The sequence below is a fragment of the Mycobacterium kyorinense genome, from assembly GCF_001672775.1.
Lineage (GTDB): Bacteria > Actinomycetota > Actinomycetes > Mycobacteriales > Mycobacteriaceae > Mycobacterium > Mycobacterium kyorinense_A.
Genome location: NZ_LZKJ01000116.1, coordinates 27,537 through 51,647 on the forward strand (window position 1 = coordinate 27,537; position 24,111 = coordinate 51,647).

The window sequence follows — 24,111 nt, forward strand, 5'->3', positions numbered from 1 at the left end:
CCTCGGGCCTACTAGGTCACCATTCTCTTTGCGCCCCCGCAGCACAAGAGGAGAATTCAGGCGTGCCAGCTGCTCCAGCGGCTCACCGCAACCGCGATTACCGGGCCGTTCAACGGAACCGATTGATACTGGGCGTATTTGGCGCGCAGCAGGTGGTAGCCCCGCTGTCGCGTCTCGTCGTCGCGATGAATCGCCGCGATTCCGTCGATGCGCACCCACCACAGCTGAGCCCAGTCGTCGGTGTAGTGGTCGGCGAGCATACTCACGTGCGGGCTGTGCTCGATGTTGGCCAGCCGGCGCAACCGAGTCGTGCTCTTCGGCTTCGCGTCGATGGCGGTGTAGACGACGTCGTCGCGCACCGCGAACACCACCGGCACCAGATGCGGCCTCCCGTCGGGCCCGACGGTGGCCAGCCGGGCCACCGGCGCGCCCGCGAAGCTGGCTTTGGGGTCGAAGTCGACCACCAAGCCAGCCTAGAGGTGGGCCTGACCGCTCACCAGCAAACCGCCGCGTTCGCCGTCGCCGGCCTGGGCCGTTTGCCCGGAAGGCGCCGTGGTTACTCCCTATCGCGTGTCTTGGTCCCGGATGCGGGCTACGGTGAAGTGGACTAGTTCGCGCCGTCGAAACCCGACGCTCGGATAATTCGTGATGGGTTTCACCCTTGCAGGAGGTATCGGGATGAGCGGATCGCACCGCCGAACGCCCTGGTGGCGGTCGTGGTTACTCGAGGTGGCGGCGGTGGTGGGACTCGTCGTGGCGTTGGCAGGTCCGGTGGCGCCGGCCTACGCCACGCCGTTGGCCCCGCCCGGTCCGTCGGCTCCGCCGGCCGACCCGCTGGCCACGGTCTCGCAGGTGGGTCCACAGATCGTCGACATCGACACGAAGCTGGGTTACCAGAGCGCCGTCGGCGCCGGGACCGGCATCGTGATCGATCCCAGCGGTGTGGTGTTGACCAACAATCACGTCATCGCGGGTGCGACCGACATCAGCGCCAGAGCCATCGGCAACGGCCAGACGTACCCGGTCGAGGTGATCGGCTATGACCGCACACAGGACATCGCGGTATTGCAACTCGGTGGCGCGGCCGGATTACCGGTCGCCAACATCGGTGATTCGTCGGCGGTTAAAGTCGGCGATCCGGTCGTCGCGCTCGGCAACGCCGGTGGCGTCGGGGGAACGCCGAGCGCGGTGTCCGGCAAAGTCGTCGCGCTGAACCAAACGGTGTCGGCGTCCGACTCGTTGACCGGTAGCTCCGAGACGCTCAACGGTTTGATTCACGTCGACGCCCCGATCCGTCCCGGCGACTCCGGGGGCCCCACGGTCAACGCCAGCAACCAGGTGGTCGGCATCAACACCGCCGCCTCCGACAACTACAAACTTGGTGGCGGTCAGGGCTTCGTGATTCCGATCAACCAGGCGATGGCTGTTGCCGGCCAGATCCGCTCGGGCGCTGCGTCGCCGACCGTGCACATCGGCCCAACAGGTTTCATGGGTGTCGGGGTCAACGACTCCAGCGGCGGCGCGGGCGCGGCGGTGCTGCGGGTGGTGTCGAATGGTCCTGCCGCCCAAGCCGGGATCACCCAGGGTGACGTGATCACGTCGATCGACGGCGCCCCGGTCAACTCGGCGACCGCGTTGACGAATCTGCTCGACCAGCGTCATCCCGGCGACACCATCAGTGTGGGTTTGCAGAATGGTGGCACTCAGCGCACGACCAACGTCACGCTGGGAGAAGGGCCGCCCGGCTGATATCCGTGCAGCTGACGCATCGTCGGCGGAGCTCAAACATGGGGCGCTGCAGATGATTCCGTGCGTCCGACGGAGGGGTACGCATAACACTGTGGATTTGACGAACGAGGCACCAGAGCACGATCCGTCCGAGGGCAGCCACGTCGAGGCGGGCGTCGTCGAGCATCCCAGTGCTGACGACTTCGCCGACGCCCGGGTGATGCCCGCTGACCCAACGTGGTTCAAGCATGCAGTGTTCTATGAGGTGTTGGTGCGGGCGTTTTACGACGCCAACGCCGACGGCTGCGGCGACCTGCGGGGCCTCATCGACCGGCTGGACTACCTGCAATGGCTCGGCGTCGACTGTATCTGGCTGCCACCGTTTTACGACTCCCCGTTGCGCGACGGCGGATACGATATCCGGGACTTCTACAAAGTGCTTCCGGAGTTCGGCACGGTCGACGATGTGGTGACGCTCGTCGATGCCGCGCACCGACGGGGTATCCGGATCATCACCGACCTGGTGATGAATCACACCTCCGACTCGCACCCCTGGTTTCAGGAGTCCCGTCGCGACCCCGACGGACCGTACGGCGACTACTACGTCTGGAACGACACCAGCGACAAATACTCCGATGCCCGGATCATCTTCGTCGACACCGAAGAGTCCAATTGGACGTTCGATCCGGTACGGCGCCAGTTCTATTGGCATCGATTCTTCTCTCACCAGCCGGATCTGAACTATGACAACCCGGCCGTGCAAGAGGCGATGATCGACGTGCTGCGGTTCTGGCTGGACCTCGGTATCGACGGGTTCCGGATGGACGCCGTGCCGTACCTGTTCGAGCGGGAAGGCACCAACTGCGAGAACCTGCCCGAAACCCACGCGTTTCTCAAACGCGTCCGCAAAGTGGTCGACGACGAATTTCCCGGCCGGGTGCTGCTGGCCGAGGCCAATCAGTGGCCCAGTGACGTCGTCGAATACTTCGGCGACGCCGGCACCGGTGGCGACGAATGCCACATGGCGTTCCACTTCCCGCTGATGCCGCGCATCTTCATGGCGGTCCGGCGCGAATCGCGGTTTCCCATTTCGGAGATCCTGGCGCAGACGCCGCAAATCCCCGACATGGCGCAGTGGGGGATCTTCCTGCGCAACCACGACGAGTTGACGCTGGAGATGGTCACCGACGAAGAGCGTGACTACATGTACTCCGAATACGCCAAGGATCCGCGGATGAAGGCCAATGTCGGCATCCGCCGCCGCTTGGCGCCGCTGCTGGACAAGGACCGCAACCAGATCGAATTGTTCACCGCGTTGCTGCTGTCGCTACCCGGCTCACCGGTGCTCTATTACGGCGATGAGATCGGCATGGGGGACGTCATCTGGCTGGGCGACCGCGACGCGGTGCGCACCCCGATGCAGTGGACACCGGACCGCAACGCCGGCTTCTCCGCCGCCAACCCGGGTCGGCTGTATCTGCCGCCCATCCAGGACCCGGTTTACGGATACCAAGCCGTCAACGTCGAGGCACAGCGGGACACCTCGACGTCTTTGCTCAACTGGACTCGCACCATGTTGGCGGTGCGGCGGCGGCACAAGGCTTTCGCCGTCGGGACTTTCAACGAGTTGGGCGGGTCCAACCCCTCGGTGCTGGCATATGTGCGCGAAGCCGACGACGATGTCGTGTTGTGCGTGAACAACTTGTCGCGATTCCCGCAGCCCATCGAGTTGAACCTGCAGCACTGGGCTTCCTACACGCCGGTTGAACTGACCGGGCAAGTGGATTTCCCGCCCATCGGTCAGTTGCCCTATCTGCTGACGTTGCCGGGTCACGGGTTCTATTGGTTCCAGCTGTCGGAGTCAGAGGAGACGCCATGAATTTGCCGTTCGCGGAATGGCTTCCCCAACAGCGCTGGTATGCCGGACGTCGACGCGAGATCGCCGCCGCTGAGCCCAGCCGGATCGTCGGCCTGCGCGAAGACCTGGACCTGGTACTCGTCGACGTCACCTACACCGACGGTTCATCGGAGTGCTACCAGGTGATCGTCAATTGGGGTAGCGGACCGGTTGCCGAATACAGCGCGATCGCCACGATCGGCACGGACGACGATCGCACCGCCTACGACGCGCTCTACGATCCGGACGCGGGCCGATTTCTGTTGTCGCTGTTCGACTCGTCGGCCACGCGCGGCGAGGTGACCTTCGCCAAGGAGCCCGACGTCAAGCTGCCCCTCGAGGCGTGGCCGCGGGTGGCAGACGCTGAGCAGAGCAACACCAGCGTGATCTTCGAGCAGGACGCCATCTTGAAGGTGTTCCGCCGGGTCAGCAGCGGCATCAACCCCGACATCGAGTTGAACCGGGTATTGGGCCGGGCCGGTAATCCGCATGTGGCCCGCCTGCTGGGTTCCTACGAAACGGAGTCGGAGGGCCAACCTTGCCCGCTGGGCATGCTGACCGCCTATGCGGCCAACTCCGCGGAAGGTTGGGCGATGGCCACCGCCAGCGTGCGTGACCTGTTTGCCGAAGGCGACCTGTACGCCCACGAAGTCGGCGGCGACTTCGCCGGCGAGTCCTACCGCCTCGGGGAGGCCGTCGCCTCGGTGCACGCCACGCTGGCCGAGCAACTCGGCACCTCGCATGCTCCGTTCCCGCTGGACACGGTGCTGGAGCGGCTGGCGGCGACGGCCGCGACGGTGCCGGAGCTACAGCAGCACGCCGCCTCGATCGAACAGCAGTTCCGCGAGCTCGCCGGGGAAACCATCGACGTGCAACGCATTCACGGCGACTTGCATCTGGGTCAGGTGCTGCGCACCCCGGAGTCGTGGCTGCTGATCGACTTCGAGGGCGAGCCGGGCCAGCCGCTGCAAGAGCGACGGGCGCCCGACTCTCCGCTGCGCGACGTCGCCGGTGTGCTGCGGTCATACGAGTACGCCGCCTGCGGCCCGTTGGTTGACCAGGCCGACGACAAGCAGCTCGCCGCCCGCTCCCGCGAATGGGTGGAGCGCAATCGCAGCGCATTCTGCGACGGCTACGCGGCCGCGTCCGGCGTCGACCCGCGCGCGTCGGCAGCGCTGCTGGCGGCCTATGAGCTGGACAAGGCGGTCTATGAGACGGGTTATGAATCCCGGCACCGGCCCGGCTGGCTACCCATTCCGCTGCGCTCGATCGCCCGGCTCACCGCTGCCTGACGCGGCGACCGCAAACTCGGCGGAGCCGAGTGCAGCGGGCGACCGCAAAACCGAAGTGCTCGCGCTGCGAGTGGTTCACTTTTCTGGAAAACTCTCCATCGTGATGGTGGCTCTTCGTCGGATGTACGACAGCGAAGCCAAATTGTCGTGGGTATTGGCCGCGCTGGCCGGACTATTGGGAGCCACGGCCTTCTCCCATTCCGCCGGATACTTCGTCACGTTCATGACGGGGAACGCCCAGCGCGCGGTGATGGGGTACTTCGCGGAAGAACAGTGGGCAGCGTCATCGCCGTGGCTGGCGGTATCGGCAACGCTGCTGATGGTCGCCTTTGTCGCCGGGGTGATGAGCGCGTCGTTCTGCCGGCGCTACATCTGGCCGAGACGGCCACACGGCGCCACCTTGCTGACCACCCTGGCCCTCGTGCTCGCTACCGTGCTCGACCTCATCTTGTTGGGCGGCCCGGAGCTTCCGTTGCCCTTCCCGCCGATCCTGTTGGTGACCTTCGGTGTCGGTGCGTTGAACACCACCTTCGTCAACGAAGACGGCGAAACGTCGATCGGGTTGAGTTATATGACGGGGACGCTCGTCAAGCTGGGCCAAGGAATCGAACGACACTTCCACGGGGGACAGCTCACCGACTGGCTGGGGTATTTTCTGCTCTTTGCCAGCTTCATCGTCGGCGCCGCGGTGGGCGGGTTTATCAGCCTGGTCGCCGGCGGTACGTACATGCTGGGGATCGCCAGTGTGGTGTGTGCGCTGGCCACCGGCTATACGTTTTTCTATGCGGGCCGTCGTGCCCTGTGGACGTAAAATCGCGAAATCGCCGCCGGCAGTGCACATTCAGGTGCGGCGTGGGGTGACCAGTCGCCCGCCTGTGACCAGGGATGCGGATTGCTTGAGCCGTTGCGCCCGGACGCTGATGTCGTAGCCGTCGACATTGGCGATGGCCGAGAGGTTTTCGGTCAAGTAACGGTAGAGATCGTCGGCGTCGCGGCAGATCACCACGGCCATCAGGTTATTGCGGCCACTGACGGCAGCGACGAAAGCGACCTCGTCATGAGCTGCGATCTGTTCGCCCACACGCTGGATGTGTCGTGGTGCAATTGTGAGCCACAACATCGCATTGAGGTGAAAACCGAGTCGCTCGCCCAGCACGTCGACGTCATAGACCAAGGTGCCCGAGGCTTCCAGCGCCGCAACGCGCCGAGCTACCCGTGCCATCGACCATCCGGTCCGGTCGGCCAAGAGTGCCTGAGTGGCGCGGCCGTCGTCGGCGAGTGCGTCCAGGAGCGGACGGTCCTGCGCGGTAGGGGTGATCAGCTGCTCTGGTACTGCCGGAGTGATCGGCTCGCCCAGGATCTGCCGCGCCTGCTCGCTGCTCAGCTTGTGGCCGTAGCCGGTCCATTGGGCGGTCGCCGGTTGACCGAATGCGTGCAGCACAAGGTCGACGCTGACGTCGATCACGGACGCGGTTCGTGGAAGTTGTTGCAGCAGCGGGCTTTCCCGACTCTCGCCGACCGGCGCGCGGATGACGCACACCAGCTCGGTCCAGCCCGAGAGGAGATTGGCATGGGTGACCTCTGGGCGTCGCGCCAGCGCGTCGCCCAACTGGGATATGCGGTCGGGTTTGGCGCGGATGCGGGCTATCCACTGTGCTTCGCCGTAGACGCGGGGATTCACCAGTCCGACGACGCGCACCACGCCGGCGCGGCGCAACCGCTGGTAGCGGCGGGCGACGGTTTGCTCGGATGCCCCGACGACCCCGGCGATACGCCGAAAAGACACCCGCGGCGATAACTCCAACGCATGGAGGATTTGCACGTCTAGAGCGTCTGGCATGCGTAAAGTATGCGAGATTTCCTAGTCCCGAGAGGATTTATCTCGATTTCGAACACGCACATAGGCATTGCGGAGCAATCGCTGCAAGTCTGGGCTGGGGTCGTCGAGCGACAGGCCAGCGTGAAAACGAAAGGACTGCTATGCAAATCGGAATCGGCTTGCCGAACCATGTCGCGGCCGTGCGCGGCTCGGTGATCTCCGAATGGGCGCACCGCGCCGAGCAACGCGGATTCGACAGTGTGGCCAGCATCGACCGCGTGGTTTATCCCAGCCTCGACTCGATCGTCGCCCTGTCCGCTGCGGCCGGCGCGACCCGCGACATCGGCCTGGTCACCAACGTCCTGCTGGCCCCGCTGTATCCCGCCGCATGGTTGGCGAAGCAGCTGGCCAGTTTGGCCGACATCGCCGGGAACCGGCTCACGCTGGGTCTAGGGGTGGGCCGTCGCACCGACGACTACACCGCCACTGGGGCGGACTTCCATCACCGCGGGCGGGTTTTGGATCGGACCGTGGAGTTGATGCTTCGCGCCTGGCGAGCCGACGTCGTCACCGGTGACGTCCCACTGTGCCCAGCGGCTGTGCGGATTCCGGTGTTGTTCGGCGGGGGATCGCCAGCGACTCTGCGACGGGTGGCCACGGCGGGGGATGGCTGGGCCGCCGGCGCGGTCCGTGACTATGCGAATCAGTCGTCATTCGCCGACGAGGTGCGCGGCGCCTGGCGGGATGCGGGTCGCGCGGGTAGGCCGTGGCTGAATGCCAGTGTGAATTTCGCGTTCGGCGACGCGGCGACGGTGGAAGCCGCGCACGCTAATCTGCGCAGCTACTACGGCTTCGTGCCCGAGTATGCCGAGCTCAATGTTGCGGACATGCTGACCACGCCGCAAGACGCGGTGAGCACTGTGCGCGCTTACCGCGACCTCGGCTTCGACGGGCTGCTGTTTCACCCGAGCGTCGCCTCGCTCGACCAGCTCGAGCGCCTCGCCGACGCGGTGCTGTGACCGCCGGAAATAGATCGGCAGCAGCGCCGGGGGTGCGCTGCTGCCGATCGTTAGGCGGTTGTGTCAGGCCGGGTTTGGCGCCCCGTTCAACACCGCCTGGATGTCGGGCTTCATGGCCACCAGTTGGCTGTTCCAGTAGCCCCAGTCGTGTGTTCCGTTGGTCGGGAAGTTGAACACACCGTTTCTGCCGCCCGCCGCGGTGTAGTTGTCGCGGAAGGCTTCGTTGGTGCGCAGCGTGAAGCTCTCCAGGAACTTGGCCGGCATGCTGTCGCCGCCCATTTCGTTCGGCGTGCCGTTACCGCAGTAGACCCAGACGCGGGTGTTGTTGGCGACCAACCGCGGAATCTGGACCATCGGGTCGTTGCGCTTCCAGGCCGGATCGCTCGACGGGCCCCACATGCTGTTGGCGTTGTAGCCACCCGAGTCGTTCATCGCCAGCCCGATCAGCGTCGGCCACCAGCCCTCGGACGGGTTCAAGAAGCCCGACAGCGACGCCGCATACGGGAACTGCTGGGGGTAGTAGGCCGCCAGGATCAGCGCCGAACCGCCCGACATCGACAACCCGACGGCGGCGTTGCCTGTCGGCGAAACACCCTTGTTGGCTTGCAGCCACTGCGGCATCTCGCGGGTCAGGAACGTCTCCCATTTGTAGGTGTAGTTCTGCCCGTTGCCCTGCGACGGCTGATACCAGTCGGTGTAGAAGCTGGACGTTCCGCCGACCGGCATGATCACCGAAAGACCTGACTGGTAGTACTCCTCGAACGCCGGAGTGTTGATGTCCCAGCCGTTGTAGTCGTCCTGGGCGCGCAAACCGTCGAGCAGGTAGACCGCGTGGGGTCCGCCGTCCTGGAATTGCACCTTGATGTTGCGGCCCATCGACGGCGAGGGGACCTGCAAGTACTCGACCGGCAGGCCCGGCTTGGAGAACGCCCCCGCGGTCGCCGAGCCGCCCACGGCGCCGACCAGGCCGGGCAGCATAGCTGCCCCGATGGCCGCGATCGTCAGCCGACGCGGTAAACGTGTTGCCGCGTCACGCAACTTCTCAACGAACTTCATAGCTCCTACCTATCCCAACTTTTATCTGCCGCAATATGCGGTCGAATAGCTGTCCGTCGCAGTCAAACACAGCTATGCGGTGTGTCTCGTTTGTCGCCACGGGGTGTGATGTCGCGGTTAACTAACGATTGAGCGTCGGCGCGGACTCGAAGATAACGATTGCATTGCGGCGCCAGCGGTGGTCGCAATTCGGGCTGGTGACAAGCTCTTTCAGTGGGCAGCGGGTCGAGCTACTTACCCACCGGGTGTAAGACCACATTCGTCAATACGCCGTTGCCTGCGGTAGCAGTCATGTAGGTGCATGTCGGTTGACGGCGCCGATCCGTCGACGAACCTGGATTCAACAGTCGCAGACCGGTTTTCGTCATGGTATTCCACGGGATATGGCTGTGGCCGAACACCAGCACGTCGGTGTCCGGATACATTCGCGACATCCGCGCCTCCCGGCCGGCCGCGGGGCCGGTCTCATGGACCACGGTGAACCGCACGCCGCCCAGCACCACGTCGGCACGTTCGGGTAACCGCGCGCGTAGTGCGGGCCCGTCGTTGTTGCCCCAGCAGCCCACCAGGCGCGTGGCGCTGGCTTCTAACTTTTCCAAGAGGTCAACTGCCACCCAATCGCCGGCGTGCAGCACGACGTCGGCGGCGCTGACCTCTTCCCATATCCGTGCCGGCAAATCGCGGGCGCGCAACGGGACATGTGTGTCGGCGAGCAGCAGTAGCTTAGTTGTCGTCGCTGCGGGCCTCCGCTCCAGTTTCGCCGACGTCGAGGGCGTCGTCGGGGTCTGTCCGCCCGACGTAGGTGCCATCGTCTTCGTCGTCGCCGGCGCGTGAGCGAGCTTCATGCTCCTCAGGCTCCACGTCCGATTCGTTCTTATGGCCCTTTGAGTCGGCCATGTCGTCGTCCTTCCGGTGCCCCTGCCACTAGTCAATTGCGTGACTACCCGCGTCGGAATCCGGCCGAAACCCCCAGAGCATGGGGATGAGAGTATGAGGAGCAGCCGAAGCAGAGGAGACCACCGCATGCGCACCTTTGAGTCAGTCGCCGACCTCGCCGCCGCACAGGGGCAAAGTATCGGGCAAAGCGAGTGGGTAACGATCACGCAAGAGGACGTCAACCTGTTCGCCGATGCGACCGGGGACCACCAGTGGATTCACGTCGATCCGGACAGAGCGGCCAGCGGGCCGTTCGGCAAGACGATCGCCCACGGCTTCATGACGCTGGCGTTGCTCCCCCGGCTCCAACACCAGATCTACACGGTCAACGGCATCAAGCTCGCCGTGAACTACGGCCTGAACAAGGTACGGTTCCCCGCGCCGGTGCCGGTCGGGTCAAAGGTTCGCGCCCAGAGCACGTTGGTCGGTGTCGAAGACCTTGGCAACGGTGCGGTGCAGGCGACGATGTCGACCACCGTCGAGATCGAGGGGTCCGAGAAGCCGGCGTGCGTGGCGGAAAGCATCGTCCGCTACATCTCGTAGGGCACGCCATGGACGCTGAACTGGCATCCTGGCTAGCCGCCGGGCAGCACTTCGACTACCTCGGCTTTGACATCTTCTACCGCATGGAGGGCAGTGGGCCCGTACTGCTGCTGATCCACGGTTACCCGTTCAATTCCTTTGACTGGGCGCCGATCTGGCCCACGCTGACACAACGTTTCACGGTCATCGCACCGGACATGATGGGCATGGGCTTCTCGGCAAAGCCCGTCGCATATGAATACTCGGTGCACGACCACGCAGACATGCATGAGGCGCTGCTGGACCATCTGGGAATCGGCAACGCACACATCCTGGCGCACGACATCGGGGACTCGGTGGGCCAGGAACTGTTGGCGCGTCACGAGTTTGGCCAGCCCGCCTACGGCCAGTTGGGCATCGACTCGATCACCTGGCTCAACGGCGGCATGTTTGTCGAGACCTACACGCCGCGGGCGGCGCAGAAGCTGATGTCCCGGACTCCGTTGGGTGACATCGTCAGTCATGTGCAGAACAGCCGGTTGTCCCGTCGGCTACTGGAGCCGACGCTGCGCGAAATGTTCGGCCCTCACACCAAGCCGACACCGCACATGATGGACGTGTTCAACCAGATCTTGGATTACAACGACGGCCGCCGCGTGCTGCACAAGGTCGGCCGCTTCATCAACGATCGCTATACGCATCGAAACAGGTGGGTGCGTGCCATGCGCCAGACCGCGGTTCCGATGCGGCTGATCGACGGGCCGGTCGACCCCAACTCCGGCGCGCACATGGCACGCCGCTACGAAGAGGTGATACCGCATCCCGATGTGGTGATGCTCGCCGACGACATCGGGCATTGGCCGCAACTCGAAGCCCCCGATGCCGTGCTGACGCACTTCCTGGCCCACATCGACGGCGTCACCACCGGCGGACTCTAGAACTCGGCGACCGCGTGCTCGAGACGTTGAGCCAGTCGGGCCTCCGCTTCGGCTCGTCGGGTAGGCAGATGCTGGGACGGGAAAGGCGTTGACACCGGCTGATATTCGCGCAGTGTGCGACGGGCGACCGTCATCTTGTGCAGTTCGGTGGCGCCGTCGGCGATACCCAGTGACTCCGCGGCCACCATCATCTTGACGAACGGCATCTCGTTGGAGACACCCAGCGCGCCGTGCAGGTGCATGGCGCGTTGCACGACGTCGTGCAGAACCTGGGGCATGGCGACCTTCACCGCCGCAATGTCGCGGCGCACTTTCTGGTAGTCATGGTTCTTGTCGATCAGCCACGCGGTGCGCAGCACCAGCAGCCGGAATTGCTCGATCTGAATCCAGCTGTCGGCGATCTTTTCCTGCGTCATCTGCAGATCGCCCAGCCTGCCCAGCCGGGTTTGGCGTGACACCGCTCGCTCGCACATCATGTCGAATGCGCGCCGCGCCAGGGCAATCGTGCGCATCGCGTGATGAATCCGGCCGCCCCCGAGCCGGGTCTGCGCGATCGCGAACGCCTGGCCTTCGCCGCCGAGCACGTGGTCGGCGGGCACCCGGACGTCGGTGTAGCGGACATAACCGTGACTGCCGTGCGACTCTGTGCCGACACCCACATTGCGGACGATCTCAAGCCCGGGCGTCTCGGCCGGAACGATGAACAGCGACATCTTGTCGCGGGTGCGGGCGTCGGGATTGGTGACCGCCATGACGATGAAGAACGTGGCGTGTTTGGCGTTGCTGGAGAACCACTTCTCCCCGTTGATCACCCAGGAGTCGCCGTCACGCTCGGCGCGGGTGACGAACATCCCCGGGTCGGACCCGCCGTGCGGTTCGGTCATCGAATAGCACGAGCTGATTTCGCCGTCGAGCAGCGGCTGCAGGTAACGCGCTTTCTGCTCCGCGGTGCCGAAAAGCGCGATGATTTCGGCGTTGCCGGAGTCGGGTGCCTGACAGCCGAACACCGACGGCGCCCAGCGGGACCGGCCGAGGATTTCGTTGAGCAGCGCGAGTTTGACTTGCCCGTAGCCTTGGCCGCCGAGTTCGGGTTTCAGATGCGCGGCCCACAGCCCCTGGTCTTTCACCTGCTGCTGCAGCGGCCGCAGGATTGCCATGGTCTCGGGGTTTTTCTTGTCGTACGGATCGAGTGCCACCAAATCGAGCGGCTCGAGTTCGTCGACCATGAATTCTTCGACCCAGTCCAGCTTTTGCTGGTATTCGGGGTCGGTTTCAAAGTCCCACATCGTCGGCCTTTCTGAGAGAGTCAGGTGCGGCGGGTGTAGCGGTCCCGCAACTTGGCCAGCGTTGCTTCGATACCGGCGGCGTTACGTTTGGCCAAGCCGGTGCGCTCGTAGAAGTGCAGCCGGTCCTTCACCGGCCCGGTGTCGCGGTAGTCGAACGTCTCGGTCACCCGGGTGATCGTTGGCGAGATCGCGGCGAACTCCCAACGCCAGTGATGCCCTGCCGGATGCGACCACTCGACAAGGCGGTCCCGCTCGACCGCGGTCACGGTGCTGGTGAGCCGGTAGCGCAGTCCCCACAACCGCATCTTGGTGGAGAATCGCGCGCCGGGCGCCAGCTGACGGGGACCGCTAACGCCGGCACCGACGGTTCCTGAGCCGTCCAACTCCTGGTGTCGCCGCGGATCGGCAACCAGCGCGAACAATTCCGCCGCGGGGGCGTGAACCTCGACAGTGCGGCTGACCTGATCGGGTCCGGTATCAACAGGAGTGATGGTCATGATTGCTGCCGTCCTGACGATACATCCAACCGGTGGCCCGCCGCTAACCTGGTCCGGTGACGATCCAGGCACGCCCCGCAGCCAAAGCCGATATCCCCGCACTGGCACAGACTCTGGGCCGCGCCTTCTACGACGATCCGGTCGCGACGTGGATCATGCCCGATGACAAATCGCGGGCGGCGCGACTGCACGGGTTTTTCGCCACGATGACCCGACACCATCACCTCACCGGCGGTGGAGTCGAGGTCGCTTGCGACGGGCCTGATATCGGCGCGGCTGCGCTGTGGGATCCGCCCAACCGGTGGAAGCACTCGGTTGGTGAGCAACTGGCCATGTTGCCGTCGCTGGTTCGCGGTTTCGGTTTGCGGTTGACGGTTGGCCGCAGGCTCGCCGAACTCCTGGACGCGATGAAGCACCATCATCCTGAAGAGCCGCACTGGTATCTGGCCACCATCGGCAGCGACACCACGGTGCGCGGTCGCGGGTTCGGCCAGACCCTGATGCGCTCGCGGCTCGATCGCTGCGATGCCGAGCACTGTCCGGCATATCTGGAATCCAGCAAACCCGACAACGTGCCGTACTACGAGCGTTTCGGCTTCACCGTCACCGGTGAGATCGTGCTGGGCAACGGCGGGCCGACGTTGTGGCCGATGTGGCGGACGCCGCAGTAGGCGGGCCTCGCCGCCGAATTGGTGAAGGCCGTTTAGAGCGTGGAGTCCACGGGCAACCGTTGGCCATGCCTACCGACCAAGCCGGCGACCTCGTCGACCCATCGGATTTCCCAGAAGAAGGCGGGCCGGGCGACACGCTGAACCCGAGCGAATCGACCGACTCCGACGAAGTTCGCAACGACGACGGCGACATCGTCGTCGACCCGCCAGAGCACTGGAGCGAGGCCGACAAGTTCGGGATGACCGAACGCGAGGAGGAAGAGGGCGAATCCCTCGACAGGAAGCTCGCCGCCGAAGAACCCGACGTGGCTGCCCACGGCGTCATCGATGACCAAGGTCCCCGCCGCGCCCACCGCGGCCAGATCGATGGCACACCGGAGGACGGCGACTCGCTCTACGACGTCGTCGACGAGTAAGCGGTGTCCTGCAGCGTCACCCGAAATTGCATCGCCCGATAAGGCCAGCCGGCGGCGGTATTCCACTGCGACACCACTAAACCCACGCCGCGGGCAACATCCAACTGGGAACCGGGCAAGACGTAACCGCCGTACAACTGCGCAACGCGGTCGCGGTCGTGATCCTCGGAGTCCCACGCAGACCCGATGACCGGCAGCTGCAGCGGTGAATTGCCCACCGCGGTGGGCGAGTCGAGCACCCGGTAGCCCAGCGCGTACTTCGAGGACAGAAAACCACCAAGGATCCAGCGACCGGGGGCCAGCCGTCGCAACGACAGCTCACCCCAGGTTTCGCCGGCGGGGGTGATCGGAGTCGGCTTGTTGCCCCACGACCAGCGCCCCGCGCGGTAGCCCCACGAGACGTACTTCGACCGCCTGCCGATGTGGTCGGGGCGAACCCGTCGCACGATGATGCCTTTGTCGCGCTGAAATCCGGTCGAGGCGACATACACCCAGCCGTCGTCGGGATCGTAGTCCCACGACCAGCACTGGGCGTGACCGTGATGCAGGTCGGCGGGGAATCGGGCACCGAGGCGACGCCACGAGATTGCGTTGTCATCCGACTCCCAGATTTCGGTCCAGGCGACGTTGCCCAAACCGCGGTTGACGATTGCGTGCAAATACAGCGCATCGCCGACCCGCAGCAGATCCGACGGGATCACCGTGCTGATACCCCGGCGTAGCCCGGCACCGTCGCGGTGCGCGTAGTGCCACAACTGCCGGGCGTAATCTGGATCGTCGCCGCCGGCGCGGTGGTATCGGATTCGGTGAAAAGCGTCCCCGGTGCCGATCAGGATCACCGGTGATCGCCAATCGCCGAGGCCAACTTGGTTGCCGGAGAAGGTATCTCCGAACACCGACACCAGTGTGCCGTCGGGCGCGAGCACCGATGCGCCCAGATCCGCGCAGGTGACTCCCCATCGTTCGGTCAGACCCGGACCAGTGAGGTCGGCCAGCTTGCCGCCTGCCGGCGCCCTGCTCGCCTTCATCCGAATTCAGGGCTGGCTACGCCAGCCCGCGACACCCACCGCGATCATCCGCAGCTGCTTGACCGCGGTGCGGCGGATCTCGTCAATAGCCTCGGCGCCCTGGGCGTCCTCGATGGCCTCGGCGATCACGATCATCGAGTTGACGAACAGGGTGGCCAGCACATTGAGGTCTTCGGTGCTCCACGTGTTCGGCCCGTTGAAGCGGGCGAGGTCGGTGGCCAGTTCCGAGGTGAGCAGCCGAAGTTCGGTGCGAATCGCATAACGCAACACGGTGACGCCGCTGGAGCGCTCCCGGTAGATGAACCGCCAATGCTCACGCTTTTCGGTGATGCTGGCGATCACGATCTCCACCGACGACTCGATCACCCGATTGGGGTCGAGTTTGCCGGCGCGGGCGCCACGCAGCATGTCGCGCAGGGTTCGAAACGACTCGTCGATCAGCACCAGGCCCAGGGCTTCCATCGACTCGAAGTGGCGGTAGAACGCCGCCGGCACGATCCCGGCCTCCCGGGTCACCTCGCGCAGGCTCAGGCTGCCGAAACCACGGTCGCTGAGCAGTTTGAGGGCCGAGGCGATGATGGCGCGGCGGGTCGCCTCCTTGCGCTCTTCACGGGAGGGACTGTCGCGGGTACGGCCCCGGCCCGACCGGTGTGGTCGCGAACTGGGCGTACGGTCGTTCACCATGTGAACCCTACCACAATACTGCTGAGACGCTTGACGACCTGCGCGATCCGATCGCACGGTGTACATATGTTCACTCAAACTTTGTCGAAGCGGGTCCTAGGTTCCAGCCTGGCCGACCTGCTCGCCGGTCCGCACGGCGTCGACCGGTACACCGAGATCCTGACCCCGACCTGGACGCGGGGGGAGGCCCGCGCCAAGGTGATCGACGTGCGGCGGACCACTCCGCGCAGCGTCACCCTCGTCCTGGCGCCCAACCCGGCGTTCGACGCTATTGGTGGCGCTCGCCGGGCCGGCCAGTACGTCAACGTCGCCATCGAGGTCAACGGCCGTCGACATGTCCGTTGCTACTCCCCGGCCAATGCCGAGGGCATGTCGCATCTCGAGCTGACGATCGGTCATCACGACGGCGGGGTGGTTTCGTCCTACCTGTACAAGCACGCCCGCCCCGGCATGGTGGTTGGCCTGGACGGTGTGGGCGGCGACTTCGTGCTCCCCACACCGCGGCCGCGGCGGATCCTGTTCGTCTCCGGCGGCAGCGGCATCACGCCCGTGATGGCCATGCTGCGCACCCTGGTCGCTGAAGGGCACGACGGGGAGATCACGTTCGTCCATTACGCGCGTACCCCTGCCGATGCCTGCTACCGCGACGAGCTCGCCGCGATGCCGGGGGTGCGAGTGCTGCACGGCTACACTCGATCGGGCGCCGGCGAGCTGGACGGCCGGTTCGGGCCGCAACACCTGACGGCCGCGATGCCCGACGCCGATGCGGTATTCGTGTGCGGCCCAATAGCATTGATCTCCGCAGTCCGCGAACACTGCACCAACGTGCACGCGGAAAGCTTCGTGCCGCCCACAATCGACGTGCCCGCGAAGCCGTCAGGCGGACGGGTTTCCTTCGCCGACAGCGGAATTGATGTGGTCGACGACGGCCGCCCGCTGCTGGAGCAAGCCGAATCGGCCGGGCTCAGCCCGCAAAGCGGATGCCGGATGGGCATCTGCCACACCTGCACCCGCCGCAAGACCTGCGGTGTGGTGCGCAACCTGACCACTGGTGCGGTCTCGACCGCCCCCGACGAGGACGTGCAGATCTGTGTATCCGTCCCGCTCGGCGACGTCGATATCGCGCTCTAAGCGTCGGAAGGAGCAGTCATGTCACAGCCCAAGATCACCCTGACCCCCGAGCAGGCCGAGGAATTCGGCCGTGAGCTCGACGCAATCAAAGAGCGCGTGATGGCCGACCTCGGCCAACGCGATGCCGACTACATCCGCCGTGTCATCAAAGCGCAGCGCACCCTCGAGGTCGGTGGACGCGCGCTGCTGTTCGCCGGGATCCTGCCGCCGGCCTGGCTGGCGGGCACCGCGATGCTCGCGGTGTCGAAAATCCTCGACAACATGGAAATCGGCCACAACGTGATGCACGGTCAGTACGACTGGATGCGCGATCCCGCGATCTCCGGGCAGGCTTTCGAATGGGACACCGCCTGCCCAGCTGATCAGTGGCGGCACTCGCACAACTACATGCACCACACCTACACCAACATCGTGGATATGGATCGCGACATCGGCTACGGGATCTTGCGGATGAGCGAGGACCAGCCCTGGCAGCCGTACTTCCTCGGCAACCCGCTCTACGCGTTCCTGCTGATGGTGCTGTTCCAGTACGGCGTCGCGCTACACGAACTGGAAACCGAGCGCATCCGCGCCGGCGAGATCAGTTTGGCCGACAAACGTGAAATCCTGCAGGGCATTTGGCGCAAGACGCGCCGTCAGATGCTGAAGGACTATGTCGCCTTCCCGCTGTTGGCCGGGCCGTTCGCTCCGTTCGTGTTCGCAGGCAACCTGTCGGCCAACCTGATCCGCAACGTGTGGTCCTACATGATCATCTTCTGCGGTCATTTCCCGGACGGCACACAGGAATTCTCCATCGAGGAGACGCAGAACGAGTCGCGCGGCATGTGGTACTTCCGGCAGGTCCTGGGTTCGGCAAACCTGACCGGCGGCAAGCTTTTCCACCTGTTGTCCGGCAACCTGTCGCATCAGATCGAGCACCACCTCTTCCCGGACATGCCGGCGCGGCGCTACGCGGAGATCGCGCCCCAGGTGCGAGAGATCTGCCAGCGCTACGGCATCCCCTACAACGCGGGCTCGCTGCCGCGGCAATTCGCCACCGTGGTGCGCAAGATCGTCAAGTTGGCTGTGCCGCCGAAGAAGCGCGACGTTGAGGCCACGCCGGAGGCCGTCGCCGCCTAACGTTGAAATTGCGCTCAGGGTTGTGGTTTTCGAAAAAATCACGACCCCACGCGCAATCTCGACGCCTGATACGCTGCCAACCCATGGTGACTATGCCCGCACTCGACGGCGTCGAGCACCGGTTTGTCGACCTGGCCGACGGCGTCACCATCCATGTCGCCGACGCCGGCCCGGCCGACGGGCCGCCGGTGATGCTGGTCCACGGCTTTCCGCAGAACTGGTGGGAGTGGCACGCGATGATCGGGCCGTTGGCCGCGGACGGTTATCGGGTGTTGTGCCCGGATCTGCGCGGTGCGGGCTGGAGTTCGGCGCCGCGTTCGCGCTACTACAAAAGCGAAATGGCCGACGACCTGGCCGCCGTGCTGGACCGCCTGGGCGTCGGGCCGGTCAAACTGGTCGCCCACGACTGGGGTGGGCCGGTCGCGTTCATCATGATGCTGCGCCACCCGGAGAAGGTGTCCGGCTTCTTCGGACTCAACACCTCGGCGCCCTGGGTGACTCGCGACCTCACGACAATTGCGGACATCTGGCGGTTCTGGTACCAGATCCCGATCGCGCTGCCGCTCATCGGCCCGCGGGTGCTCGGCAGCTCGAAGGGGCGCTACCTGCGGACAATGCTCGGGTGGGGCGGATCCGCAGTACCCAAAGACGATGTCCGCATGTACGTCGAATGCATGCGGGAACCGGGGCATGCGGTTGCGGGATCACGGTGGTATCGCACATTCCAGACCACCGAAATGCTGCGCTGGCTGCGGGGCGAATTCGACGACACCCGCGTCGACGTCCCGATCCGCTGGCTGCACGGCACCGGCGACCCGGTGCTTACAACGAAGCTGCTTCGCGGCTATGCCGATCGCGCAAGCGATTTCGAGGTCGAGTTGGTCGACGGTGTCGGCCACTGGATCGTCGAGCAGCGCCCCGACCTGGTGTTGGACCGGCTGCGCAAATTTCTCAAAATGTGAGCCCGGGTACTGCTCAATCGACGCCGATCGTCACCTCGGTCGCCTTGATGAACACCGTCGCCGGCTGACCGGCCTTGAGGCCGAGATTGACCGCGGCGTCTTTGGTGATCGAGGAGGTAACGACCTGATCGCCTCCATCGAGCCGAACTTTCACGGTCGCCATCACGCTGCCGAGGTCGACGTCGTCGATCGTTCCCGTGAGCTGATTTCTGGTCGATAGCCGCATCGCAAACCTCCCATTCGTCGGTGATCTCCGAGGAAGCCTAAGCGGGCGCATCGGCCGGCGTTAGCGTTTCAGCGGCGCGCACCCAGCAGGGCCACCGATGCGTCCACGGCGGGTGCAACGATCTCGCGCACATCCGTGCCGTCTTCAACAGCAAGCGCAGTCAGTTCCCGTAGGCCGCCCAACAGGATTACCGCCATCGACGGTGTCAGCGGCGACAGATCGGAGCGGCGGAATCCGGCGCTGCCGCTGAGGTCGACCAGCAGAGTGGTCAACAGCGCCAGCCCGCGCCGCTGGACTGGCCGGGCAATCGCGCCCAGCGACGGGAATTCCCGAATCCAACTCAACGTGAGCGCAGGACGTGACTCGATGTGGCTGACGTAGGCCTCAACCGCCTGCCGGATCTGGTCGCGCCAGTCGGCGTCCGGATCGACGGCCGCCCGGATATCGTCGCCGAGCTTCTGGTTGTCTGCCTCCAACAACTCGAGGAAACACTGTTCCTTACTGGGGAATTGGTCATAGAAGGTGCGCTTCGACGTGCGGGCATGCCGGACGATGTCGGCAACGGTGGTGGCCCGGTAGCCGCGCTCACTGATCGAGGCGGCAAGACCATCGAGGAGCCGACGCCGAAACGGGTCGATTTCGAGGGACGCCGCGTCGTGGACCGCTGCTGTCACGACCGCACCTCCTCTCGACGAGACCTTGCCAGCCGTTGGTACCACACGGTACCGTACCGGAGTACACCCGCGGTACCCCCGAGTACCACGCCGACGTTGGGAGTGCACCACTGATGAGCTCCGCGCAGACCGAAGCGACCGCCGCCCAGCGGACGGTCAAAATCCCGCCGGGGCCACGCATTCCAAAGACGTTGCAGGGCACGGCGTTTGTGATCTCGCGGCGACGGACCATCCAGCAGACGGCGCGCCGTTACGGCGACATCTTCACGATGAACGTCCCGGTGTACGGCCGAACGGTGGTGGTGGCCAACCCGCAGCTGGCCAAGCAGGTCTTCACCACCAATCCGGACGATCTCGGCAATATCCAACCCAACCTGAGCCGGTTCTTCGGCCCGGGTTCGGTGTTCGCGCTCGATGGTGATGACCACCGCTTGCGGCGTCGGCTGCTGGCGCCGCCGTTTCACGGCAAGAGCATCAAGAACTACGAGAGCATCATCGAAGAGGAGACGTTGCGCGAGACGGCCGACTGGCCCGAGGGCACGACGTTTCCCACCCTGCCGTCGATGATGCGCATCACGCTCAACGCCATCCTGCGCGCGGTCTTCGGCGCCGAGGGCGCCGAGCTCGACACGTTGCGGCGGATCTTTCCGCCGTGGATCACCTTGGGGTCGCGACTGGCGACCCTGCCCCAACCCTCTCGGACCTACGGGCGCTACAGCCCGTGGGGGCGGCTGGCGGAATATCGGCGCCAATACGAGGACGTCATCGACAAGCTGATCGCCGACGAGCGTGCCGATCCGAACTTCGAGGATCGGACCGACGTGTTGGCGTTGATGTTGCGCAGCACCTACGAAGACGGTTCAGCCATGTCGCGCAGTGATATCGGCGACGAGCTGCTGACCCTGCTGTCTGCCGGACATGAAACTACCGCGTCGACGCTGGGCTGGGCATTCGAGCGACTGAGCCGGCATCCCGAGGTGCTGACAGCGTTGGTGACAGAGGCCGAGGGTGACGACAACGAACTGCGTCAGGCGACGATCCTCGAAGTGCAACGCAACCGGACGGTCATCGATCTGGCCGGCCGACACGTCTACGCGCCGGCGTACGAGCTTGGCGAGTGGGTCATTCCGCGCGGTTCGTCGATTCTGGTCAGCATCGTCCAGCTGCACACCAACCCTGACATCTTCCCCGACCCGGAGCGCTTCGATCCGCATCGGTTCATCGACAGCAAGCCGTCCAGCTTCGCCTGGATTCCGTTCGGCGGGGGCGCGCGGCGCTGCGTGGGCGCCGTGTTCGCCAACATGGAGATGGATGTGGTGCTGCGAACCGTGTTGCGGCACTTCACGATCGCGACTACCGATGCGCCGGACGAACCGTGGCACTCCCGCGGTGTTGCCTTTACGCCGAAGCACGGCGGACGCGTGGTGGTGCATCGCCGTCAGCACTGATTAGGCTGTGCGGCCATGACCAGTGACGCCGGTGAAGTTGTGGACATGATGAATAGCGCGATGGCATCCACCATTCCGATCGCGCACAAAATGGGCGTGCAGGTTGTCGATGTCCGGCGGGGTTTCGCGGCCACCACAGTCCCCGCCGAGGGCAACGGAAACCATTTCGGCGTCATGTACGCCGGCGTGCTGTTCACCGTGGCCGAGGTCCTCGGCGGGATCATCCCGCTCAGCACGTTCGATACCAACAAGTACTTCCCGCTGGTCAAGAGCATCGAGATTCAGTTTGTCGCGATGGCCAAGTCCGCAGTACGGGCCGAAGCGACGCTCGACGACGAGACGATCGCGCGCGTCGAAGCCGAAGCCGCCGAGCACGGCAAGGCCGATTTCACCCTCGACGCAGTTGTGACCGATGTCGACGGTCAGACCGTCGCCACCACCCGCGGCGTCTACCAGCTACGGGCGCACCGCAAGTAGCCGCCGCGCTCCGCGAGATCGCTGTGAGGGTTGTGATTCCGCAAAAATCACAGCCCTAGCCGCAATCTCGCGGTAGTCCTGGCGTGCTAGTCGACGCTGGCGCGTCGGGGTAGCCGCCAGTCGGCGCGCGGGAAGTGGCAGGTGTAGCCGCCCGGGAAGCGTTCCAGATAGTCCTGGTGCTCCGGCTCGGCCTCCCAAAAATCCCCCGCCGGGCTGACCTCGGTCACCACCTTGCCCGGCCACAGACCCGACGCCTCGACGTCGGCGATGGTCTCCTCGGCGATCCGCTTCTGTTCCTCGTCGAGGTAGAAGATCGCCGAACGGTAGCTGGTGCCGACGTCGTTGCCCTGCCGATTCTTGGTGGTGGGGTCGTGGATCTGAAAGAAATACTCCAGCAGCGTGCGGTAGTCCGTGCGCGCCGGGTCGTAGTCGATTTCGATGGCCTCGGCGTGGCCGGGGTGATTGCGGTAGGTGGCGTTGGTGTTCTGGCCGCCGGTGTAGCCCACCCGGGTCGAAACCACGCCGGGTTGCTTGCGGATCAAATCCTGCATGCCCCAAAAGCAGCCGCCGGCCAGGATCGCTCGGTTAGTCGTCGTCATGGTTGCCCTCCTGATTCGAGCATAGGAACCGCTCGACAAACATCAATAGAACGTGTTCTAGTTTTGGCGTGACAACCCGCATCTTCACTCGCGACGAACTCGTCGCCGCCTTCGAAACGTTCGAGCAGACGGTCAAGCGTGCCGCCGAGACGAAGGACTGGGACGCATGGGTGGAGCATTACACACCCGACGTCGACTACATCGAGCACGCGGCCGGAACGATGAAAGGCCGTGACGAGGTGCGTGGCTGGATCCGTAAGACGATGACGACGTTCCCGGGCAGCCACATGACCGCCTTCCCGTCGTTGTGGTCGGTCATCGACGAGCCGACCGGTCGGATCATCTGCGAGCTGGACAACCCGATGGCCGACCCCGGTGACGGCACGATCATCAGCGCCACCAACATCTCGATCATCACCTACGCCGGAGACGGGCAGTGGCGCCGACAAGAAGACATCTACAACCCGCTGCGTTTTGCCCAAGCGGCGCTGAAGTGGTGCAAGAAGGCGCAGGAGCTCGGCACGCTCGACGACGACGCGGCCCGCTGGATGCGCCAGTACGGAGGACAAGCATGACCGCACCGCCGAAACTCGTCATCGGGGCCAACGGCTTTCTGGGCTCACATGTCACCCGCCAACTCGTCGCCGACGGCGCCGACGTGCGAGCGATGGTGCGGCCGACGGCCAACACCCGCGCCATCGACGACCTGGCCGTCACCCGCTTCCACGGTGACGTGTTCGACACCGCCACGCTGCGCGAAGCGATGGACGGCTGCGATGTCGTCTACTACTGCGTCGTCGATACTCGTGCCTGGCTGCGCGACCCGTCGCCGCTGTTCCACACCAATGTCGAGGGACTGCGCAATGTGCTGGAGGTGGCGAAGGATGCCAACCTGCGGCGGTTCGTCTTCACCAGCAGCTATGCGACGGTCGGTCGGCGACGCGGCCGCGTAGCCACCGAAGAGGACCAGATCAATCGGCGCGGTCTCACCCCGTATGTCCAATCCCGGGTCCAGGCCGAGGATTTGGTGCTGCGCTATGCATCCGAGGCCGGCCTGCCCGCCGTCGCGATGTGTGTCTCGACGACCTACGGCAGCGGTGACTGGGGACGCACCCCGCACGGCGCCTTCATCGCGGGAGCGGTGTTCGGCAAGCTCCCGTTTTTGATGAACGGCATTCAACTGGAAGTCGTCGGCGTCGACGATGCCGCCAGGGCCTTGATTCTGGCCGCTGACCGCGGACGCAACGGACAGCGGTACCTGATCTCCGAACGGATGATCGCGTTGAAGGAAGTCGTGCGCATCGCGGCCGACGAAGCCGGGGTGGCGCCGCCGCAGCGCTCGATCTCGGTGCCGGTGCTCTACGCGCTGGGCGCGATGGGCAGCCTGAAAGCCCGGCTCACGGGGAAAGACGCCGAGCTCAGCTTGGCGTCGGTGCGGATGATGCGCGCCGAAGCCGACGTCGACCACAGCAAGGCGGTCCGCGAACTTGGTTGGCAGCCAAGGCCAGTCGAGGAATCCATCCGCGAGGCAGCCCGGTTCTGGGTGGAGCTGCGAAACGCCAGAGGCAAGAGCACCACTGCGGGCTGAACACCGCGCCGACCGCTGTTCAAAACCGCCACGGCGCCCGCTGCGCGGCTAGCGTCGAATGCGTGACCACCGAGAAAGTTCACGCGGACCTGAGCGGC

28 protein-coding genes are annotated in these 24,111 nt (G+C 65.0%); 16 read left to right on the forward strand and 12 right to left on the reverse strand.

Annotated features, from left to right (window positions below):
- Positions 1-56: 56 nt before the first annotated feature.
- Complete coding sequence (locus tag A5707_RS12265; protein WP_065014737.1) at positions 57-464, reverse strand: TIGR03668 family PPOX class F420-dependent oxidoreductase; 408 nt, start codon at positions 462-464, stop codon at positions 57-59.
- A gap of 214 nt (positions 465-678) precedes the next feature.
- On the opposite strand from A5707_RS12265, the gene A5707_RS12270 reads away from it, so the two are divergent.
- The 4 genes from A5707_RS12270 (at position 679) to A5707_RS12285 (ending at position 5,728) form a co-directional block, all read left to right on the forward strand.
- Positions 679-1,749: a S1C family serine protease gene (locus tag A5707_RS12270; RefSeq protein ID WP_065014738.1), complete on the forward strand. Its 1,071-nt coding sequence runs from the start codon at positions 679-681 to the stop codon at positions 1,747-1,749.
- A gap of 52 nt (positions 1,750-1,801) precedes the next feature.
- Complete coding sequence (treS, locus tag A5707_RS12275) at positions 1,802-3,607, forward strand: maltose alpha-D-glucosyltransferase (RefSeq protein ID WP_419866423.1); 1,806 nt, start codon at positions 1,802-1,804, stop codon at positions 3,605-3,607.
- Entirely contained in the window at positions 3,604-4,917 is a 1,314-nt protein-coding gene (locus A5707_RS12280) for a maltokinase N-terminal cap-like domain-containing protein (RefSeq protein ID WP_065014740.1), read from the forward strand. The genes treS and A5707_RS12280 overlap by 4 nt, the downstream gene beginning before the upstream one ends.
- A gap of 103 nt (positions 4,918-5,020) precedes the next feature.
- Complete coding sequence (locus A5707_RS12285) at positions 5,021-5,728, forward strand: DUF1275 family protein (RefSeq protein ID WP_065014835.1); 708 nt, start codon at positions 5,021-5,023, stop codon at positions 5,726-5,728.
- Between the two features lie 30 nt (positions 5,729-5,758).
- Here A5707_RS12285 and A5707_RS12290 read toward each other — a convergent pair whose 3' ends face one another.
- The gene (locus A5707_RS12290; RefSeq protein ID WP_065014741.1) at positions 5,759-6,757 is read right to left on the reverse strand and encodes an Lrp/AsnC family transcriptional regulator; all 999 of its coding nucleotides are present in this window, start codon (positions 6,755-6,757) and stop codon (positions 5,759-5,761) included.
- Between the two features lie 140 nt (positions 6,758-6,897).
- Between A5707_RS12290 and A5707_RS12295 the strand changes: the two genes are divergently transcribed.
- The gene (locus tag A5707_RS12295) at positions 6,898-7,755 is read left to right on the forward strand and encodes an LLM class flavin-dependent oxidoreductase (protein ID WP_065014742.1); all 858 of its coding nucleotides are present in this window, start codon (positions 6,898-6,900) and stop codon (positions 7,753-7,755) included.
- Positions 7,756-7,818: 63 nt separating this feature from the next.
- Here A5707_RS12295 and ag85C read toward each other — a convergent pair whose 3' ends face one another.
- From ag85C to A5707_RS24155, 3 genes are all read right to left on the reverse strand, one after another.
- Positions 7,819-8,811 (reverse strand): diacylglycerol acyltransferase/mycolyltransferase Ag85C, encoded by a 993-nt coding sequence (gene ag85C / locus A5707_RS12300; protein ID WP_065014743.1) that lies wholly within the window; start codon positions 8,809-8,811, stop codon positions 7,819-7,821.
- Between the two features lie 230 nt (positions 8,812-9,041).
- Positions 9,042-9,566: a metallophosphoesterase family protein gene (locus tag A5707_RS12305; RefSeq protein ID WP_065014836.1), complete on the reverse strand. Its 525-nt coding sequence runs from the start codon at positions 9,564-9,566 to the stop codon at positions 9,042-9,044.
- On the reverse strand, positions 9,535-9,708 hold the full coding sequence (locus A5707_RS24155; RefSeq protein WP_197495319.1) for a hypothetical protein: 174 nt from the start codon (positions 9,706-9,708) through the stop codon (positions 9,535-9,537). Before A5707_RS24155 ends, A5707_RS12305 begins: the two co-directional genes overlap by 32 nt.
- Positions 9,709-9,834: 126 nt before the next feature.
- Between A5707_RS24155 and A5707_RS12310 the strand changes: the two genes are divergently transcribed.
- Together A5707_RS12310 and A5707_RS12315 are read left to right on the forward strand one after the other, a co-directional pair.
- On the forward strand, positions 9,835-10,290 hold the full coding sequence (locus tag A5707_RS12310; protein ID WP_065014744.1) for a MaoC family dehydratase: 456 nt from the start codon (positions 9,835-9,837) through the stop codon (positions 10,288-10,290).
- An 8-nt stretch (positions 10,291-10,298) separates the two neighbouring features.
- A complete protein-coding gene (locus tag A5707_RS12315) occupies positions 10,299-11,207 on the forward strand; it encodes an alpha/beta fold hydrolase (RefSeq protein ID WP_065014745.1) in 909 nt (302 codons plus the stop codon).
- Here A5707_RS12315 and A5707_RS12320 read toward each other — a convergent pair.
- Together A5707_RS12320 and A5707_RS12325 are read right to left on the reverse strand one after the other, a co-directional pair.
- Positions 11,204-12,493 carry an acyl-CoA dehydrogenase family protein gene (locus tag A5707_RS12320; RefSeq protein ID WP_065014746.1) on the reverse strand — a complete coding sequence of 430 codons (1,290 nt, stop codon included), beginning with the start codon at positions 12,491-12,493 and terminating at the stop codon, positions 11,204-11,206. The two genes, A5707_RS12315 and A5707_RS12320, sit on opposite strands and share 4 nt — an antisense overlap.
- 20 nt (positions 12,494-12,513) lie before the next feature.
- The gene (locus A5707_RS12325; RefSeq protein WP_065014747.1) at positions 12,514-12,990 is read right to left on the reverse strand and encodes an SRPBCC family protein; all 477 of its coding nucleotides are present in this window, start codon (positions 12,988-12,990) and stop codon (positions 12,514-12,516) included.
- A 56-nt stretch (positions 12,991-13,046) separates the two neighbouring features.
- Between A5707_RS12325 and A5707_RS12330 the strand changes: the two genes are divergently transcribed.
- Both A5707_RS12330 and A5707_RS12335 read left to right on the forward strand, forming a co-directional pair.
- A complete protein-coding gene (locus tag A5707_RS12330; protein ID WP_065014748.1) occupies positions 13,047-13,661 on the forward strand; it encodes a GNAT family N-acetyltransferase in 615 nt (204 codons plus the stop codon).
- Between the two features lie 65 nt (positions 13,662-13,726).
- Entirely contained in the window at positions 13,727-14,077 is a 351-nt protein-coding gene (locus A5707_RS12335) for a hypothetical protein (RefSeq protein ID WP_065014749.1), read from the forward strand.
- Here A5707_RS12335 and A5707_RS12340 read toward each other — a convergent pair.
- A complete protein-coding gene (locus A5707_RS12340; protein WP_065014750.1) occupies positions 14,056-15,105 on the reverse strand; it encodes a DUF4185 domain-containing protein in 1,050 nt (349 codons plus the stop codon). The genes A5707_RS12335 and A5707_RS12340 overlap by 22 nt on opposite strands.
- A gap of 6 nt (positions 15,106-15,111) precedes the next feature.
- Positions 15,112-15,786 carry a TetR family transcriptional regulator gene (locus tag A5707_RS12345; protein WP_065014837.1) on the reverse strand — a complete coding sequence of 225 codons (675 nt, stop codon included), beginning with the start codon at positions 15,784-15,786 and terminating at the stop codon, positions 15,112-15,114.
- A gap of 69 nt (positions 15,787-15,855) precedes the next feature.
- Here A5707_RS12345 and A5707_RS12350 point away from each other — a divergent pair, with 69 nt between their 5' ends.
- The 3 genes from A5707_RS12350 (at position 15,856) to A5707_RS12360 (ending at position 19,001) form a co-directional block, all read left to right on the forward strand.
- On the forward strand, positions 15,856-16,920 hold the full coding sequence (locus tag A5707_RS12350; RefSeq protein ID WP_065014751.1) for a ferredoxin reductase: 1,065 nt from the start codon (positions 15,856-15,858) through the stop codon (positions 16,918-16,920).
- Positions 16,921-16,938: 18 nt separating this feature from the next.
- Positions 16,939-18,039 (forward strand): fatty acid desaturase family protein, encoded by a 1,101-nt coding sequence (locus tag A5707_RS12355; protein ID WP_065014752.1) that lies wholly within the window; start codon positions 16,939-16,941, stop codon positions 18,037-18,039.
- A gap of 83 nt (positions 18,040-18,122) precedes the next feature.
- Complete coding sequence (locus A5707_RS12360) at positions 18,123-19,001, forward strand: alpha/beta fold hydrolase (protein ID WP_065014753.1); 879 nt, start codon at positions 18,123-18,125, stop codon at positions 18,999-19,001.
- Positions 19,002-19,014: 13 nt separating this feature from the next.
- Here A5707_RS12360 and A5707_RS12365 read toward each other — a convergent pair whose 3' ends face one another.
- Positions 19,015-19,227, reverse strand: coding sequence for a TOBE domain-containing protein (locus A5707_RS12365; RefSeq protein WP_065014754.1), 213 nt, complete (start codon positions 19,225-19,227; stop codon positions 19,015-19,017).
- A gap of 68 nt (positions 19,228-19,295) precedes the next feature.
- Positions 19,296-19,901, reverse strand: a complete 606-nt coding sequence (locus A5707_RS12370) for a TetR/AcrR family transcriptional regulator (protein ID WP_065014755.1) — start codon at positions 19,899-19,901, stop codon at positions 19,296-19,298.
- A gap of 113 nt (positions 19,902-20,014) precedes the next feature.
- Between A5707_RS12370 and A5707_RS12375 the strand changes: the two genes are divergently transcribed.
- Positions 20,015-21,349 (forward strand): cytochrome P450, encoded by a 1,335-nt coding sequence (locus A5707_RS12375; protein WP_065014756.1) that lies wholly within the window; start codon positions 20,015-20,017, stop codon positions 21,347-21,349.
- 15 nt (positions 21,350-21,364) lie between these two features.
- Positions 21,365-21,826 carry a PaaI family thioesterase gene (locus A5707_RS12380; protein WP_065014757.1) on the forward strand — a complete coding sequence of 154 codons (462 nt, stop codon included), beginning with the start codon at positions 21,365-21,367 and terminating at the stop codon, positions 21,824-21,826.
- An 86-nt stretch (positions 21,827-21,912) separates the two neighbouring features.
- Here the strand turns inward: A5707_RS12380 and msrA are convergent, their stop codons facing one another.
- Positions 21,913-22,425, reverse strand: a complete 513-nt coding sequence (msrA, locus tag A5707_RS12385; protein ID WP_065014758.1) for a peptide-methionine (S)-S-oxide reductase MsrA — start codon at positions 22,423-22,425, stop codon at positions 21,913-21,915.
- 68 nt (positions 22,426-22,493) lie between these two features.
- Between msrA and A5707_RS12390 the strand changes: the two genes are divergently transcribed.
- A complete protein-coding gene (locus tag A5707_RS12390) occupies positions 22,494-23,000 on the forward strand; it encodes a nuclear transport factor 2 family protein (RefSeq protein WP_065014759.1) in 507 nt (168 codons plus the stop codon).
- A complete protein-coding gene (locus A5707_RS12395) occupies positions 22,997-24,013 on the forward strand; it encodes an NAD-dependent epimerase/dehydratase family protein (RefSeq protein ID WP_065014760.1) in 1,017 nt (338 codons plus the stop codon). The genes A5707_RS12390 and A5707_RS12395 overlap by 4 nt, the downstream gene beginning before the upstream one ends.
- Positions 24,014-24,111: the final 98 nt, after the last annotated feature.

Excerpts from the sequence above, each read along its gene's own strand:
- A5707_RS12270 (WP_065014738.1), top strand. The coding sequence starts at position 679 with ATGAGCGGATCGCACCGCCGAACGCCCTGGTGGCGGTCGTGGTTACTC.
- treS (WP_419866423.1), top strand. The coding sequence starts at position 1,802 with ATGATTCCGTGCGTCCGACGGAGGGGTACGCATAACACTGTGGATTTG.
- A5707_RS12280 (WP_065014740.1), top strand. The coding sequence starts at position 3,604 with ATGAATTTGCCGTTCGCGGAATGGCTTCCCCAACAGCGCTGGTATGCC.
- A5707_RS12285 (WP_065014835.1), top strand. The coding sequence starts at position 5,021 with ATGGTGGCTCTTCGTCGGATGTACGACAGCGAAGCCAAATTGTCGTGG.
- A5707_RS12290 (WP_065014741.1), bottom strand. The coding sequence starts at position 6,757 with ATGCCAGACGCTCTAGACGTGCAAATCCTCCATGCGTTGGAGTTATCG.
- A5707_RS12295 (WP_065014742.1), top strand. The coding sequence starts at position 6,898 with ATGCAAATCGGAATCGGCTTGCCGAACCATGTCGCGGCCGTGCGCGGC.
- ag85C (WP_065014743.1), bottom strand. The coding sequence starts at position 8,811 with ATGAAGTTCGTTGAGAAGTTGCGTGACGCGGCAACACGTTTACCGCGT.
- A5707_RS24155 (WP_197495319.1), bottom strand. The coding sequence starts at position 9,708 with ATGGCCGACTCAAAGGGCCATAAGAACGAATCGGACGTGGAGCCTGAG.
- A5707_RS12310 (WP_065014744.1), top strand. The coding sequence starts at position 9,835 with ATGCGCACCTTTGAGTCAGTCGCCGACCTCGCCGCCGCACAGGGGCAA.
- A5707_RS12315 (WP_065014745.1), top strand. The coding sequence starts at position 10,299 with ATGGACGCTGAACTGGCATCCTGGCTAGCCGCCGGGCAGCACTTCGAC.
- A5707_RS12320 (WP_065014746.1), bottom strand. The coding sequence starts at position 12,493 with ATGTGGGACTTTGAAACCGACCCCGAATACCAGCAAAAGCTGGACTGG.
- A5707_RS12325 (WP_065014747.1), bottom strand. The coding sequence starts at position 12,990 with ATGACCATCACTCCTGTTGATACCGGACCCGATCAGGTCAGCCGCACT.
- A5707_RS12335 (WP_065014749.1), top strand. The coding sequence starts at position 13,727 with ATGCCTACCGACCAAGCCGGCGACCTCGTCGACCCATCGGATTTCCCA.
- A5707_RS12340 (WP_065014750.1), bottom strand. The coding sequence starts at position 15,105 with ATGAAGGCGAGCAGGGCGCCGGCAGGCGGCAAGCTGGCCGACCTCACT.
- A5707_RS12350 (WP_065014751.1), top strand. The coding sequence starts at position 15,856 with ATGTTCACTCAAACTTTGTCGAAGCGGGTCCTAGGTTCCAGCCTGGCC.
- A5707_RS12355 (WP_065014752.1), top strand. The coding sequence starts at position 16,939 with ATGTCACAGCCCAAGATCACCCTGACCCCCGAGCAGGCCGAGGAATTC.
- A5707_RS12360 (WP_065014753.1), top strand. The coding sequence starts at position 18,123 with ATGGTGACTATGCCCGCACTCGACGGCGTCGAGCACCGGTTTGTCGAC.
- A5707_RS12365 (WP_065014754.1), bottom strand. The coding sequence starts at position 19,227 with ATGCGGCTATCGACCAGAAATCAGCTCACGGGAACGATCGACGACGTC.
- A5707_RS12375 (WP_065014756.1), top strand. The coding sequence starts at position 20,015 with ATGAGCTCCGCGCAGACCGAAGCGACCGCCGCCCAGCGGACGGTCAAA.
- A5707_RS12380 (WP_065014757.1), top strand. The coding sequence starts at position 21,365 with ATGACCAGTGACGCCGGTGAAGTTGTGGACATGATGAATAGCGCGATG.
- msrA (WP_065014758.1), bottom strand. The coding sequence starts at position 22,425 with ATGACGACGACTAACCGAGCGATCCTGGCCGGCGGCTGCTTTTGGGGC.
- A5707_RS12395 (WP_065014760.1), top strand. The coding sequence starts at position 22,997 with ATGACCGCACCGCCGAAACTCGTCATCGGGGCCAACGGCTTTCTGGGC.